The sequence below is a fragment of the Nocardia sp. MH4 genome (assembly GCF_019266065.1).
Classification (GTDB): domain Bacteria; phylum Actinomycetota; class Actinomycetes; order Mycobacteriales; family Mycobacteriaceae; genus Nocardia; species Nocardia canadensis.
Genome location: NZ_LPNR01000122.1, coordinates 1 through 13,650 on the forward strand (window position 1 = coordinate 1; position 13,650 = coordinate 13,650).

Here is a 13,650-nt window from a genome sequence, read left to right on the forward strand (position 1 = left end):
GTGGTCTCGCCGGGCGCGGGCGCGCTCGTGGTCGGCGTCCCGCCCTGGGCCGGCGGCACCTGCGGCGCGGCGCCACCGGCCTGTGGCTGCGTCGCGGCCAGCACCGGCCGGATGTACAGCTTGGCGGTGGTGGCCAGCGCGCGGGCCTGCTGGCTGTCCTCACCGGGCACCGTGATGACGAGGTTGTCGCCGTCGATGACCACTTCGGAGCCGGAGACGCCGAGACCGTTGACGCGGTTCTCGATGATCTCCTGGGCCTTCTTCAGGCTGTCCTGGCTGGGCCTGCTGCCGTCGGGGGTGCGCGCGGTCAGGGTGACGCGGGTACCGCCCTGCAGGTCGATGCCGAGCTTGGGCGTGGGGGAATGGTCACCGGTGAAGAACACCAGCGCGTAGATCACGGCCAGCAGCGCGGCGTAGACGCCGAGCAACCGGTACGGATGCGCCGATCCCTGGGAAGGTGGCACAGCAGGTCATCTCCTAGGCGGAAGTCGAGGTCGGAACGGGTGGGCACGACGATGCCCGCGCCGGTGCGTTCCGCAGCGCGGGGCACCGGCGACGAGGGAACGCGATCAGTCCTTGGTCAGCCGGGTCTCGGTCTGCTCCGCGGACTCCTCGACGGTGGCGTCGGTCGCGGGGGTGGTCTCCTCGACCGCCTGCTCGTCGGCCCGGACCTCGCGGATCGCCTGACGCAGCCAGGTGGTGACGACGTCCTCGGCGATCTCCAGGTCGACGGTGGTGTCGTCGAGGTCGACGACGGTGCCGTACAGGCCCGACGTGGTGACGACCTGGTCACCCACCTTCAGACCCTCCTGCATCGACGAGACCTTCTCGGCCTCCCGCTTCTGTTTGCGGATACCGAAGAACATCGGCACGAGCAGGGCGAGGATCAGCAGCGGAAACAGGAAGTCCATCGTCGAAGTCAGTCCCTAGTCAGTGGTGGACGGGCAAGTACGCCTGACAGTCTGCCAGTTCTCCGCCGTGGCGACACACCGGACACCGTCACGACCTCCGCGCGCCGCTCAGGCGGTGCGGCCGTAGGTGTAGTCGTCGAGCGGGAAGCTGACCGCCTCACGGTGCGCGTCGGCGGTGCTGGTCGGGCGCAGCAGCGCCGCCTCACCGTGCTGATTGAAGTAGTAGCTGCGCGCGCCGGCGCAGTCACCCCCGTAGAACACCGAGGAGCCCAGCTTGTCGGTGACCCGGTCCAGGAACTCGGCGTTGGCCCGCTCGGTGACCTCGAAGGTCTGTTCGCCGCGCCGGAACAGCTCGGTGAACAGCCTGCCCATGTGCTTCATCTGGGCCTCGATGGTGGTGAAGTACGACAGCCCGCTGTAGGAGTAGGGGCTGTTGAGGCTGAGGAAGTTGGGGAACTTGGGCACGGTGATGCCCTCGTAGGCCTGGAAGCGGTTGTCGCGCCAGAACTTGCCGAGATTCACCCCGTCCCGGCCGACGATCTCGATGGCCGGGAAGTTCACGTCCCACAGATTGAAGCCGGTGGCCAGCAGCAATGTGTCGATCTCGGTCTTGTGCCCGTCGGCGGTGACGATGCCGTCGGGTTCGACATGGTCGATCGAGTTCGTCTCCAGTCGCACGTGCGGCTTGTTGAACGTCTTGAAGTAGGTGTTGGAAAACGTCGGGCGCTTACAGCCGAAGTCGTAGTGCGGGGTCAGCTGGGCCCGGGTCTTCGGGTCGCGGACCTGCGCGAACAGGTGCGCCTTGGCCAGGGCGGCGGCCGCCTTGTTCAGCGGTTTGGCCTGCGCGTAGTGCAGCACGCCGACGACCATCAGGGCCTCGAGCATGCTCGTGTTGGCCAGCCGTGCCGTCTTCTGGGTGAGCGGCACCTTGGCGAACAGTTTCTGGACGGCGCCGGGAATCGGGGCGTCGATCTTGGGCACCACCCAGATGGGCGTGCGCTGGAACACGGTCAGCGCGTCGACCCGCTCGGCCACCTCGGGCACCAGCTGGACCGCGGTGGCGCCGGTGCCGATCACGGCGGCCCTGCGTCCGGTCAGGTCGTAGCTGTCGTCCCAGTCGGTGGTGTGGATGATCTTGCCCGCGAAGGACTCGATGCCGGGGAACGGCGGGGTGTAGGGCTGGGACAGGAACCCGGTGGCCGCGAGCAGGTAGCGCGCGGTGACCGTCTCGCCGCCGGCGATCGAGACCACCCACTGCTGGTTGTCCTCGTCCCAGCGGGCACCGTCGACGGTGGTCCCGAACCGCATCCGCCTGCGCAGGTCGTATTTGTCGGCCACGTGCTCGGCGTACTTCTTGAGCTCGGCGCCGGGGGCGAACAGCCGGGTCCAGTGCGGATTCGGCTCGAAGGAATAGGAGTAGGTCACCGAGGCGATGTCGACCGCCAGGCCGGGATACCGGTTCACATGCCAGGTGCCGCCCAGGTCGTCCTCGCGCTCGAGGATCACGAAATCGCGCAGTCCGAGCCGGTCGAGCTCGATGCCGGCGCCGATGCCGCCGAAACCCGCCCCGACCACGACCGCGTCCCATTGAGGTGCCACGCCGAACCTCCACATCATCAGGTGTCTGTTACAGAATGACACATCATTCCGCCGGCGGCGACAGTAACATCGGCCCGGTGACGAAGCCATCCGCCCGCGTCGAACAGCGCAAAGCCGAATTGCGCAGGGAGATCATCGACACCGCGTTCGACTGCTTCTCCGAGAAGGGCTATCACGCCACCGGCATCGCCGATATCGCCGTACGCCTCGGCATCGGGCACGGCACCTTCTACCGCTACTTCGCCAACAAGCGCGACATCATCGACCACGTCATCGACGACGTGACCGGCCGCGTGTTCACCGCGCTGGCCACCGATCTCAGCCCCGAGACCGCGACCACCCTCGACGAGTACACCGCGCTGCTGGACCGGATCGGCGATTCGCTCAATCGTGTGCTGCTCGACGATCCCCGGGTGCCGCAGTTGCTGCTGGTCCACGCGACCGGCATCGACGACGAGCTGACCGCGCGGGTGTTCGGTCTGCTCGACTCCACCGAGGTCGTCATCGCCGGCTACCTGGACCACGGCGTGCGGTGCGGTTACCTGCGCCCGGATCTGGATACTCCCACCACAGCGAAAGCGGCGCTGGGGATGGTGGTCGCGGGCATCGTGCACGGCATGCGAACCCCTGATCCGGCGCTGCTTGCGGTGTACAGTCACGCGGTACGGCGGCTGTTCATCGAAGGCGTCCGAGTTGCTGCGCGATGACGAAAACCCGTGGGATAGAAGGGCAATCCTGACACAATGACCGCTGTGACGCCCGACGATGTGAGCCGCACCCACTTCGCCATGCCGACCCTGGGCCATCGTGGCTACCACGCCGACGAGGTCGACGCGTTCCTCGAGCTGGTCTCGGCCACCCTGGACGGGCAGGGCGTCCTCACCGCCGACGACATCCGGCACGTGCACTTCGGCGCACCGCGTTTCGGTGGTCGCGGCTATCAGGCCGATCAGGTCGACGACTTCCTCGACCGGGTCCGCACCGAACTCGAATACCGCCAGAAGGGCGGCGCGCCGGTCCCGGCGGCCCGGCCCGGCGACGGTGTGGCCGAGATGCTCACCCCGGACGACGTGCACCGCATGCGGTTCAGTCAGTCGGCGGTCGGCAGGCGCGGCTACCACGAGGAGGAGGTCGACGCCTTCCTCGACCTGGTCGCCGCGACCCTGGCGCACAACGGCCCGGGCAGCCTGACCGCCGCCGATGTGCGCGGCGTGCGGTTCACCGACACCCGCCTGGGCACCCGCGGCTACTCCCGCGAGGAGGTAGACGCCTTCGTCGATCTGGTCATCACCGCGCTAGAGCACGTCGAACGCAGGCAGTGACCACCGGGGCGGATCAGCCCTGGATGCTGTGCAGTTCGGCCTCGCGCAGGTCGTCGGGGAAGACGTAGCGACGGAACGCCCAGAACCGGAACGCCATCGCCAGCAGCACGCCCAGGATCTGCCCCGACACGAAGTTGGCCACCGCCTGCACCACCGGATCCACGTGCGGCACCCGCAGATTCAGCACGTACAGCGAGATCGCCTGCGGGATCATCGTGACGCCGATGCCCAGCGCGCTGACGGTGAAGAACAACGCCGCCTCGTGACTGCGCTGCCTGCCGCCGCGGGTGCGGAAGGACCACTCCCGATTGAGGATGTAGGAGGCGATGGTCGCGATCAGCGCGCCGAGCAGGCGCGCGGTCAGCGGCTTGTCGCCGAGCACGGTCAGCTTCACCGCGTACACGACCCCGGTGTCGATGAACCAGGTGATCGCGCCGACGACCGCGAACTTCAGGAGCTCCCGATGCTTCAGGAGCAGGGAACGCAACGGCTCGGGGAATCGCTGCACCACCGCATGGACTGCCACCCGGCCGACAGTAGACGACGATCGGGTGCCTCGCCCAGCGGGCTCAGTCGAGCAGGTCCATGCTCGGGTGCGGTTCGCGCCCCCGTACTTCGATGGCGCCGATGACCAGATCCGGCGGCGGCACCAGCCCGAGATGCTCCCACGCCCCCGCGGTCGCGACCCGGCCGCGCGGGGTGCGGGCGACGAGTCCGGCACGCACCAGGAACGGCTCGCACACCTCCTCGACGGTGGCCGCTTCCTCGCCGACGGCGACCGCGAGCGTGGACACACCCACCGGTCCCCCACCGAACCCGCGCACCAGCGCGCCGAGCACGGCGCGGTCGAGCCGGTCCAGACCGAGCGCGTCGACGTCGTAGACCTCGAGCGCGGCCATCGCGATCGGGTGGGTGATCACGCCGTCGGCCCTGACCTCGGCGAAGTCGCGGACGCGGCGCAGCAGGCGGTTGGCGATGCGCGGGGTGCCCCGGGAGCGGCCCGCCACCTCGGCGGCGGCGTCGTGGTCGATCCGCACACCGAGGATGCGCGCCGAGCGCTGCAGGATCCGCAGCAGTTCGGCGGGATCGTAGAAGTCCATGTGGCCGGTGAAGCCGAAACGATCGCGCAGCGGACCGGTCAGCGCGCCGGAGCGGGTGGTGGCGCCGACGAGGGTGAACGGGGCGATGTCGAGCGGAATCGAGGTCGCGCCGGGGCCCTTGCCGACCACCACGTCGACCCGGAAGTCCTCCATCGCCAGGTACAGCATCTCCTCGGCGGGGCGGGCCATCCGGTGGATCTCGTCGATGAACAGCACATCGCCTTCGACCAGGTTGGACAGCATCGCGGCGAGGTCGCCCGCGCGTTCCAGGGCGGGGCCGGACGTGATGCGCAGCGCGGTGCCGAGTTCGGCGGCGATGATCATCGCCATGCTGGTCTTGCCCAGGCCGGGCGGTCCCGAGAGCAGGACGTGATCGGGTGTGGCGCCACGCTGCCGGGCGCCGCGCAGCACCAGGGCGAGCTGCTCGCGCACACGCGGCTGACCGATGAAGTCGTCGAGCGAGGTGGGGCGCAGACCGGTCTCGGCTTCGCCGTCGGAGTGCAGATACCGCGCGGTGAGGGCGGAATCGTCGGGGTCGCCTGCCGCGAGCTCGACATCGTCGTCCATGGCCTACCTGTTCTTGCCGAGCAGGCCGAGAGCGGCGCGCAGGGCGACGGAGGTGGTCGCGGTGGGCTGGTCGGCCAAGACGGCGTCGACGGCCGGTTCGGCCTGCTTCACGGGGAATCCGAGCCCGACGAGCGCCTCGGTGACCTGTTCACGCACCGGGGTGACCGGGACCTGCGCGCCGGGCGGACCGGCGGGCACCGGCACCAGGTTCACCTTGTCGCGCAGTTCGACGACCATCCGTTCGGCACCGCGCTTGCCGATACCGGGCACCCGGGTGAGCGCGGCGACATTGCTCTCGGCCAGCGCCTTGCGCAGCGCCTCCGGTTCGAGCACGGCCAGCACCGCCATCGCCAGCCGGGGGCCGACGCCGGACACCGTCTGCAACAGGCCGAACAGGTCGCGAGCCTCGGTGTCGGCGAAGCCGAACAGGGTCATCGAGTCCTCGCGCACGATCATCGCCGTGTAGAGGCGGGTCTCCTCGCCGCGGCTGAGCCCGGCCAACGTCGCGGGGGTGGCGTTGAGCCGGTAGCCGACGCCGGCGGCCTCGATCACCACATGATCGAGCGCGATCTCGAGTACCTCGCCGCGTACCGACGCGATCACCCGCGCACCACCTTTCGTTGTTCGGCCAGCCGTTGTTCGTAGCGGCGGCGGACCTCGTCCGCCTGCGCCTGCGCGGCCGCCATCCGGTCCATCAGCGGCGCCCGCCAACAATGACAGATCGCCAGGGCGAGCGCGTCGGCGGCGTCGGCGGGTTTCGGGGCGACCCGCAGCCCGAGGATCCGAGTCACCATGGCGGTGACCTGCGCCTTGTCGGCGGTGCCGTTGCCGGTGACCGCGGCCTTGACCTCACTGGGCGTATGGAAGGCGACCTTGATCCCGCGCCGGGCCGCGGCCAGCGCGATCACCCCGCCCGCCTGCGCGGTCCCCATCGCGGTACGCACGTTGTGCTGGGCGAAGACTCGCTCGATCGCGACGGCCTCGGGCCGATGCGTGTCCATCCATTCCTCGGCCGCGTCGGCCACGGCCATCAGCCGCAGCGCCAGCTCCGCCTCCGGCGGCGTCCGCACCACCCCGACATCGAGCGCGACGACCTTGCGCCCCGGCCCACTGTCCACCATGCTGAGCCCGCACCGGGTGAGCCCGGGATCGACGCCCATCACCCGCACCGGCAGCCCCTTCGAAGACACGAACAGTTGTTCGAAAGTCTAGAGCATTCTCCCGCCCCACCCGACCAGCGACACGGGCGGCGGCCCGCCGCCACCGTGCGCCGCGCGGTCAGTCGATGGTGACGCTGCAGGTGACGAAGCCGAAGGAGCCGGTGGAGGTGTCCTCGTCGAGAACCTTGCCGTCACGCAGGATCCGGCAGCTGACGGTGCCCTCCTCCGTGCCCGTCGTCGTCACGGTGATGCTGCCCATCTTGGCGAAGCCGGAGACGGTGACGTTCTTGCGCCAGGGCACCATCGACCCGTTCGCGGTGTTCTGGTCGAAATCGCCGCTGTAGTAGGTGATGTCGACCTGCGAGGCGGTGCCGTTCACCTCGTAGACCAGGTCGGCGCTGCTGTTGACCTCTTTGTCGACCTGCCAGGCCGCCACGCCGATGATCGCCGCGCACCCACCCCCGAGCAGGACGAGCACCAGCACGACACCGCCGACGATCCACGGCCAGACCGGCTTCTTCTTCGGCGACTGCGGATACCCGTAGTTCGGCGGATACCCACCCTGCGGATATCCGCCCTGGCCCTGCGGATATCCACCCTGATACGGCGGCGGTGGCGGCTGATAGGTCATCGGTCCCCCTCGGGCACAAGCGGATAGAGCCAGGACACTACCCGACGGGACTAATCCAGCGCGGCAACAAAGACCGCGAGCGCGCGATCGTCGAACAGGACGAAGCGCACCTCGTCGACGGGCGGGCCTGCCGCGCGCACGGTCTCGACGGCGATGCGGGCGCCGTCGTCCATCGGCCAGCCGAAGATGCCGGTGGAGATGGCCGGGAACGCCACCGTGCGCGCGCCCAGTTCGGTGGCCACGCGCAAGGATTGGCGGTAGCAGGAGGCCAGCAGGGCCGAGCGGTCCTCGGAGGCCGACCAGACCGGGCCGACGGTGTGGATCACCCAGCGCGCGGGCAGCCGACCCGCGGTCGTCGCCACCGCCTGCCCGGTGGCCAGGCCCTTCCCGTAGTGCGAGGCGCGCAGGTCACGGCACGCGGACAGGATCTCGGGTCCGCCCTTGCGGTGGATCGCGCCGTCGACGCCGCCACCGCCGAGCAGCGAGGAGTTGGCGGCGTTGACCACCGCGTCGACGCGCTGTTCGGTGATGTCGCCGCGTACCGCCTCGATCCGGGTCATGGGTCCATTGTGCTGGCCGCGCCGAGCGCGACACCAGCGGATATCGCGGCGTACCGTCGACACCGTCGCCGATCGTCGCTCCACCCGAGCCGAGGAGAACCGCGCATGCCCACACCCACCGGCGAGATCCAGCCGACGCCCGACGGTCGTGATCTGGTGATCACGCGGTCGCTGGGCCTGCCGATCGAGGAGGTGTGGGCGCGGCTGACCGACCCGCACCTGACCGCGGGCTGGTACGGCACCTGGGAGGGACAGGCGGGCACCGGCAACACCATCCGGGTGCAGATGCGGTTCGAGGAGGGCGAACCGTGGACGGGCATGAACATCGACGAGTGCACCCCGCCGATCCACCTGGGCCTGTCCTCGACCGACCAGATCGGCGTGTGGCGGCTGGAAGTGACGCTGCTCGACACCGGGGCGGCCACCGACGTGCGCCTGGTCCATCACCTCACCTCGGAGTACCAGCTGGCCGAGATCCCGCAGATCGGTCCCGGATGGGAGTACTACGCGGACATGTTCGTGGCCGCCTGCACCCAGACCGAGCGACCGAGCTTCGCCGACTACTACCCGGCGATGGCGGCCTACTACACCGAGCGCGCGTCCTAGCCGGAACACGCACCGCCCCGGCCGAAGTCCCGGCCGGGGCGGTGCGTGGGCGATGCGCGAGTTCCTACTCGTCGTCGAGCTGGGCGGCGACCTCGTCGGAGATATCGACGTTGGTGTAGACGTTCTGCACGTCGTCGCTGTCCTCGAGCGCGTCGACCAGCTTGAGCACCTTGCGGGCGCCTTCGGCGTCGACCGCGACCGAGACCGAAGCCTGGAAGCCGGACTCGGCGGAGTCGTAGTCGATGCCCGCGGCCTGCAGGGCGCTGCGCACGGCGATCAGATCGCCGGGCTCGCTGATGATCTCGAAGGCCTCACCGTGGTCGTTGACCTCTTCGGCGCCCGCGTCGAGCACGACCTCGAGGATGTCGTCCTCGGTCAGGCCGTTCTTCTCGAGGGTCACCACGCCCTTGCGGCCGAACAGGTAGGCCACCGAACCCGGATCGGCCATGTTGCCGCCGTTGCGGGTCATCGCGACGCGGACCTCGCCCGCGGCGCGGTTGCGGTTGTCGGTGAGGCACTCGATCAGCACGGCGACACCGTTGGGGCCATAGCCCTCGTACATGATCGTCTGCCAGTCGGCGCCGCCGGCTTCCTCGCCGCCGCCACGCTTGCGGGCGCGCTCGATGTTGTCGTTGGGGACCGACGACTTCTTCGCCTTCTGGATGGCGTCGTACAGCGTCGGGTTACCCGCAGGGTCACTACCACCAGTGCGGGCCGCCACCTCGATGTTCTTGATCAGCTTGGCGAAGAGTTTGCCGCGCTTGGCGTCGATTCCCGCCTTCTTGTGCTTGGTGGTGGCCCATTTGGAGTGGCCGCTCATGCCCTACTTCCTTCAGGTCGGTTGCGCGTCTGCCCGGGCGGACAAGCTCGATCCAGCCTACTCGGGCCGCGGGCGCGCAGTGGCCGCGGGCGTTACCGTGCCGAACGAACCAGGTCGACGAACAGCTCGTGCACCCGCAGATCGCCGGTCACCTCGGGATGGAACGAGGTCGCCACGACGTTGCCCTGCCGGGCGGCGACGATGCGGCCCCGCGCCGGACCGTGCGGCACCCGGGCCAGTACCTCCACGCCCTCACCGACCCGTTCGACCCACGGAGCGCGGATGAACACGGCCCGTACCGGCGTGTCGAGGCCGGTGAAATCGAGATCGGTCTCGAACGAGTCGACCTGGCGGCCGAAGGCGTTGCGGCGCACGGTCATATCGATGCCGGACAGGTGCTGGGCGTCGGGCCTGGTGTCGAGCACCTCCGAGGCCAGCAGGATCATGCCCGCGCAGGAGCCGAAGGCGGGCAGCCCGTCGCGCAGCCGGGCGCGCAGCGGCTCGAGCAGCTCGAAGGCCTGCAGCAGCTTGGAGATCGCGGTCGACTCGCCGCCGGGCAGCACCAGCCCGTCGACGGCGGCCAGCTCCGATTCGCGCCGCACCAGCACCGCGTCGGCGCCACAGTGCTCCAGCGCGGCAACGTGTTCGCGCACGTCACCCTGGAGCGCGAGGACGCCGATGGTCGGCCGGGCGGCAGCGGAGGATGCGTTCACAGGCGCTGAGCTTACGAGCCGGTGCGATGTGCGCCCGCTCACGGTCGCCGTCAAGGTTGTGTCAACGCCGGGGTAGGTTCCGGCGGTTCGGCCCGACACTCACAAGGGTGATCGCACTACTGCCGCGCGGGAGCTCCGGACCTGCGCCGTTCGTCTCGCGCCGACGCGGGCTCACCGTCTCCACCGGCCTGGCCGGGCTGTCCCTGGACGCGATGGCGTCGGTCTCCTACGGTCCCGAGGCGATCGTGCTGGTGCTGGCGACCGCGGGTGGCCTCGGCCTCGGCATGACCCTGCCGGTCACGCTGGCCATCGCGGCGCTGCTCGCGGTCCTCATCGCCTCCTACCGCCAGGTCATCGCGGCGTTCCCCGACGGCGGCGGCGCCTACGCGGTGGCCGAACGCCACCTCGGGCATCGCGCCGGCCTGCTGGCGGCGGCCGCGCTGATCGTCGACTACGTGCTGAATGTCGCCGTCTCCCTCGCTGCCGGCGTCGCCGCGCTGACCTCGGCGTTTCCCGCACTGCACGGGTACGCGGTGTGGATCTGCCTGGCGGTGCTGGTCGGTATCACCGCACTGAATCTGCTCGGTATCACCGAGAGTGCCCGCGCGTTCATGGTGCCGACGGCGGTGTTCGTCGCCGGCATCTTCGCGGTGATCATCGGCGGGCTGCTGCGCTCCGAACCCGCCGCCGTCACCGCCGGGACGGCGGCGGTGAGCGATATCCACACCGTCGGCGTGCTGCTGTTGCTCAAGGCGTTCTCCAGCGGGTGCGCGGCGCTGACCGGTGTGGAAGCGATCGCCAATGCGGTGCCGAGCTTCCAGGAACCCCGGGTGCGGCGCGCCCAGCGGGCCGAGGTCGCGCTGGGCCTGCTGCTCGGGACGATGCTGATCGGTCTGGCTGTCCTGATCGAGAAGTTCTCGCTGCGGCCGATCGCGGGCACCACCGTGCTCTCGCAGCTCACGGAGGCGGCGCTGGGGCACGGCGTCGGCTACTACGTCGTGCAGTTCGCGACGGTGGTACTGCTGGCGCTGGCGGCCAACACCTCCTACGGCGGCCTGCCGACGCTGACCCGGCTGCTCGCCGACGACAACTGCCTGCCACACCGTTTCGCCGTCGCCACCCCGCGTCAGGTGTATCGCTACGGCGTGCTGACCCTCGGTGTGAGCGCCGCGGTGCTGCTGGTGGCCGCCGGGGGCGAGATGAACGCGCTGGTACCGCTGTTCGCGATCGGCGTGTTCGTCGGCTTCACCATCGCCCAGACCGGCATGGTCCGGCACTGGTGGCAGATCAGGTCCGACGGCTGGCGATGGCGGCTCGCGCTCAACGGCTTCGGCGCGCTGCTGACCTTCGTCGCCGCTGTGGTCACCACCGCGATGAAGCTCACCGAGGGCGCCTGGCTGATCGTGCTGGTCCTGCCCGCGCTGATGCTCGGCATGGAGCGAATCCGACACACCTACACCAAGATCGAGCACTCTCGGGGCGTGGTCGGCGTCCTGCCCGCGCGGCCGCGCCGCACGGGCACCGCGATCATCGTGCCGATCGCCGAGGTGTGTGAGCTCAGCCGGGAGGCGCTGTCGGCGGCCCTGTCGATCGGTGACGACGTGACCGCGGTACATGTCTGTCTACCGGGTGAGTCGACGGCCGCGTTCGCCGCGGCGTGGGAGGCGTGGCATCCCGAGGTGCGCCTGGTCCTGCTCGAGGACAGCGACGCGACCGTCGGCGGACCCGTCGCCGCCTACGTGCGCGCGCATTTCGCGGGCAGGCGCAAGGTCGTCGTCATCGCCGAGGTCGATCCGCCCTCGGGCTGGAACCGTGTCGTGCCCAGCCACCGCAGCGACGAGCTCGAGCGGGTCCTGCGCAGGATGACCGACACCGTGGTGTGTCACCTGCGTGTGCAGGTGCGCTGAGACCCCGGCCTACTTGTGGCGCGGGGTCCGGATCAGACCCTCCTGGACGACCGCGGCGACGAGGTTGCCCTCGCGGTCCCAGATCTTGCCGCCGGTCAGCGCGCGGCCGAAGCCCGCCGAGGGCGAGGACTGGTCGTAGAGCAGCCATTCGTCGGCGCGGAACGGGCGCAGGAACCACATGGCGTGGTCGAGCGAGGCGTCCTGGGTGGGTTCGCCGGGATGGGCCACCTTGGACGAGCCGAGCAGCGTCATATCGCTCATGTAGGCGAGGGTGCAGACGTGGAACAGCGGGTCGTCGGGCAGCTTGTGGCGGTACCGGAACCACACCTGCTGCTGGGAGACGTAGCCCTCGCGCTGGGCGACCTGCTCGGACGGGACCGTGCGGATGTCCCAGTGCTCCCACTCCCGCATCGCCCACAGCCGCTCGGGACTCATGGTGACGCTGGCATCGGGCAGCTCGTCGGGGCCCTCCACCGTCGGCATCACGTCCTGGTGCTCGGGCCCCTCGTCACCGCGGTGGAACGAGGCCGACATCGTGAAGATCGCCTGCCCGTCCTGCACGCCGGTGACCCGGCGGGTGCAGAAGGACCGTCCGTCACGGATGCGTTCGACCAGGTAGACGGTGGGTTCCTCCGGATTGCCCGGTCGCAGGAAGTAGCCGTGCAACGAGTGCACCTGGAAGGCGGGGTCGACGGTGCGCACCGCCGAGACCAGCGCCCGGCCCGCGACCTGACCGCCGAAGGTGCGCGTCAGCTGGGATTCGGTGGCCGCACCACGGAAGATGTCCCGTTCCAGCTGCTCGATCTCGAGCGCCTCTTCGATAGTCGCCATGCGCTCGAGATTATCCCGTCGCCGACCGTCTGGTCTGTCCGGCTCGGCACCGGGCCCCGGAATTTGCTGTGATAGTGCCGTGCCGTCGTTCACGCCCACCTCCCCCACCGCCGTGGCGGAACTCGTCGCCGACCGGGTGGCCACGCTGCCGGGGCGGCGCGTGCTCGCCGTCGACGGCGCCGACGCGGCGGCACCGGTCGAGCTGGCCCGCCGGATCGCCGCCACGCTCACCGAACGGGGACGCTCGGCCGAGGTGGTCGCGCTGCACGATTTCGTCCGCCCGGCCTCGCTGCGCATGGAATACGGCCGCGACGACGCATGGTCTTATCGCACAGCCTGGTTCGACTACGACGCGGTCCGCCGCGAGCTCCTCGACGCGCTCCGGGCGAACGGTCGCTGGCTGCCCGCGCTCTGGGACGAGGCCCGCGATCGGTCGGCCAGGGCCGCCCTGCGCCCGGCGCAGGCCGATCTGGTGCTGGTGCTGGCCGGGCCGATGCTGCTGGGCCGCGGCCTGGAATTCGATCTCACCGTGCGGCTGGAGCTGAGCGAGCAGGCGGCGCTGCGCCGCACGCCGCCCGCGGAGCAGTGGACACTGCCCGCCCTGCGCGATCACGCCGCCGAACAGCCCGAGACCGCCACCTGGACGGTGCGCTGGGACCACCCCGACCGGGCGGCGCTGCGGGTCGGCCCGTAACACGCTGTCGCCCTGCGACTTTCCCCAGAAAGCGCAAAGCCCCGGCCGGTAGTCCGGCCGGGGCTCTCGGTTCCCGCGCTCAGGCGCAGGCGACCGACTGCTGCCCCAGATTGGTCAGCATCCCGCACGCCCAGGTCTTCTGGACCTTCCACTTACCGTCCTCGGCCACGAACGGCACATCCACCACATTGGTCTGACCGTTGAGCGTGAAATTCGCCTTCGCGTTCAC

Annotated in this window: 16 protein-coding genes and 1 pseudogene; 5 read left to right on the forward strand and 12 right to left on the reverse strand. The window is 69.8% G+C overall.

The window, feature by feature from the left end; all coding sequences use genetic code 11:
• The 3 genes and pseudogenes from ATM97_RS27515 to ATM97_RS27525 form a co-directional block, all read right to left on the reverse strand.
• Positions 1-464: pseudogene (locus tag ATM97_RS27515) on the reverse strand (protein translocase subunit SecD); the annotation flags it as partial.
• A 105-nt stretch (positions 465-569) separates the two neighbouring features.
• Positions 570-911: a preprotein translocase subunit YajC gene (gene yajC, locus ATM97_RS27520; protein ID WP_218721110.1), complete on the reverse strand. Its 342-nt coding sequence runs from the start codon at positions 909-911 to the stop codon at positions 570-572.
• Positions 912-1,019: 108 nt separating this feature from the next.
• Positions 1,020-2,510 (reverse strand): NAD(P)/FAD-dependent oxidoreductase, encoded by a 1,491-nt coding sequence (locus ATM97_RS27525; protein ID WP_218721111.1) that lies wholly within the window; start codon positions 2,508-2,510, stop codon positions 1,020-1,022.
• Between the two features lie 77 nt (positions 2,511-2,587).
• Here ATM97_RS27525 and ATM97_RS27530 point away from each other — a divergent pair, with 77 nt between their 5' ends.
• Positions 2,588-3,217 carry a TetR/AcrR family transcriptional regulator gene (locus ATM97_RS27530; RefSeq protein WP_308248645.1) on the forward strand — a complete coding sequence of 210 codons (630 nt, stop codon included), beginning with the start codon at positions 2,588-2,590 and terminating at the stop codon, positions 3,215-3,217.
• 36 nt (positions 3,218-3,253) lie between these two features.
• Positions 3,254-3,832 (forward strand): DivIVA domain-containing protein, encoded by a 579-nt coding sequence (locus ATM97_RS34810; protein WP_218721113.1) that lies wholly within the window; start codon positions 3,254-3,256, stop codon positions 3,830-3,832.
• A 13-nt stretch (positions 3,833-3,845) separates the two neighbouring features.
• Here ATM97_RS34810 and ATM97_RS27540 read toward each other — a convergent pair whose 3' ends face one another.
• The 6 genes from ATM97_RS27540 to ATM97_RS27565 form a co-directional block, all read right to left on the reverse strand.
• Positions 3,846-4,358: a GtrA family protein gene (locus tag ATM97_RS27540; RefSeq protein ID WP_308248646.1), complete on the reverse strand. Its 513-nt coding sequence runs from the start codon at positions 4,356-4,358 to the stop codon at positions 3,846-3,848.
• Positions 4,359-4,401: 43 nt separating this feature from the next.
• A complete protein-coding gene (gene ruvB / locus ATM97_RS27545; protein WP_218721114.1) occupies positions 4,402-5,499 on the reverse strand; it encodes a Holliday junction branch migration DNA helicase RuvB in 1,098 nt (365 codons plus the stop codon).
• Positions 5,500-5,502: 3 nt separating this feature from the next.
• Positions 5,503-6,102, reverse strand: coding sequence for a Holliday junction branch migration protein RuvA (gene ruvA, locus ATM97_RS27550; protein WP_218721115.1), 600 nt, complete (start codon positions 6,100-6,102; stop codon positions 5,503-5,505).
• Positions 6,099-6,668 (reverse strand): crossover junction endodeoxyribonuclease RuvC, encoded by a 570-nt coding sequence (gene ruvC / locus ATM97_RS27555; RefSeq protein WP_218721171.1) that lies wholly within the window; start codon positions 6,666-6,668, stop codon positions 6,099-6,101. Before ruvC ends, ruvA begins: the two co-directional genes overlap by 4 nt.
• A 109-nt stretch (positions 6,669-6,777) precedes the next feature.
• On the reverse strand, positions 6,778-7,290 hold the full coding sequence (locus tag ATM97_RS27560; RefSeq protein WP_218721116.1) for an MmpS family transport accessory protein: 513 nt from the start codon (positions 7,288-7,290) through the stop codon (positions 6,778-6,780).
• 50 nt (positions 7,291-7,340) lie between these two features.
• Positions 7,341-7,850: an O-acetyl-ADP-ribose deacetylase gene (locus tag ATM97_RS27565; RefSeq protein ID WP_218721117.1), complete on the reverse strand. Its 510-nt coding sequence runs from the start codon at positions 7,848-7,850 to the stop codon at positions 7,341-7,343.
• Positions 7,851-7,955: 105 nt separating this feature from the next.
• Between ATM97_RS27565 and ATM97_RS27570 the strand changes: the two genes are divergently transcribed.
• Entirely contained in the window at positions 7,956-8,456 is a 501-nt protein-coding gene (locus ATM97_RS27570; RefSeq protein WP_218721118.1) for an SRPBCC domain-containing protein, read from the forward strand.
• A 64-nt stretch (positions 8,457-8,520) separates the two neighbouring features.
• Here ATM97_RS27570 and ATM97_RS27575 read toward each other — a convergent pair whose 3' ends face one another.
• The gene (locus ATM97_RS27575; RefSeq protein ID WP_218721119.1) at positions 8,521-9,276 is read right to left on the reverse strand and encodes a YebC/PmpR family DNA-binding transcriptional regulator; all 756 of its coding nucleotides are present in this window, start codon (positions 9,274-9,276) and stop codon (positions 8,521-8,523) included.
• Between the two features lie 92 nt (positions 9,277-9,368).
• A complete protein-coding gene (gene pdxT / locus ATM97_RS27580; RefSeq protein ID WP_218721120.1) occupies positions 9,369-9,989 on the reverse strand; it encodes a pyridoxal 5'-phosphate synthase glutaminase subunit PdxT in 621 nt (206 codons plus the stop codon).
• 212 nt (positions 9,990-10,201) lie between these two features.
• Here pdxT and ATM97_RS27585 point away from each other — a divergent pair, with 212 nt between their 5' ends.
• Positions 10,202-11,896: an APC family permease gene (locus tag ATM97_RS27585; protein ID WP_218721172.1), complete on the forward strand. Its 1,695-nt coding sequence runs from the start codon at positions 10,202-10,204 to the stop codon at positions 11,894-11,896.
• Positions 11,897-11,905: 9 nt separating this feature from the next.
• Here the strand turns inward: ATM97_RS27585 and ATM97_RS27590 are convergent, their stop codons facing one another.
• Entirely contained in the window at positions 11,906-12,727 is an 822-nt protein-coding gene (locus ATM97_RS27590; protein WP_218721121.1) for an acyl-CoA thioesterase II, read from the reverse strand.
• 79 nt (positions 12,728-12,806) lie between these two features.
• On the opposite strand from ATM97_RS27590, the gene ATM97_RS27595 reads away from it, so the two are divergent.
• On the forward strand, positions 12,807-13,421 hold the full coding sequence (locus ATM97_RS27595) for a hypothetical protein (protein ID WP_218721122.1): 615 nt from the start codon (positions 12,807-12,809) through the stop codon (positions 13,419-13,421).
• Positions 13,422-13,650: the final 229 nt, after the last annotated feature.

Coding starts and splice junctions, on each gene's coding strand:
- ATM97_RS27585 (WP_218721172.1), top strand. CDS start 10,202: ATGGCGTCGGTCTCCTACGGTCCCGAGGCGATCGTGCTGGTGCTGGCG.
- ATM97_RS27570 (WP_218721118.1), top strand. CDS start 7,956: ATGCCCACACCCACCGGCGAGATCCAGCCGACGCCCGACGGTCGTGAT.
- ruvB (WP_218721114.1), bottom strand. CDS start 5,499: ATGGACGACGATGTCGAGCTCGCGGCAGGCGACCCCGACGATTCCGCC.
- ATM97_RS27590 (WP_218721121.1), bottom strand. CDS start 12,727: ATGGCGACTATCGAAGAGGCGCTCGAGATCGAGCAGCTGGAACGGGAC.
- ATM97_RS27560 (WP_218721116.1), bottom strand. CDS start 7,290: ATGACCTATCAGCCGCCACCGCCGCCGTATCAGGGTGGATATCCGCAG.
- yajC (WP_218721110.1), bottom strand. CDS start 911: ATGGACTTCCTGTTTCCGCTGCTGATCCTCGCCCTGCTCGTGCCGATG.
- ATM97_RS27565 (WP_218721117.1), bottom strand. CDS start 7,850: ATGACCCGGATCGAGGCGGTACGCGGCGACATCACCGAACAGCGCGTC.
- ATM97_RS34810 (WP_218721113.1), top strand. CDS start 3,254: ATGACCGCTGTGACGCCCGACGATGTGAGCCGCACCCACTTCGCCATG.
- ATM97_RS27575 (WP_218721119.1), bottom strand. CDS start 9,276: ATGAGCGGCCACTCCAAATGGGCCACCACCAAGCACAAGAAGGCGGGA.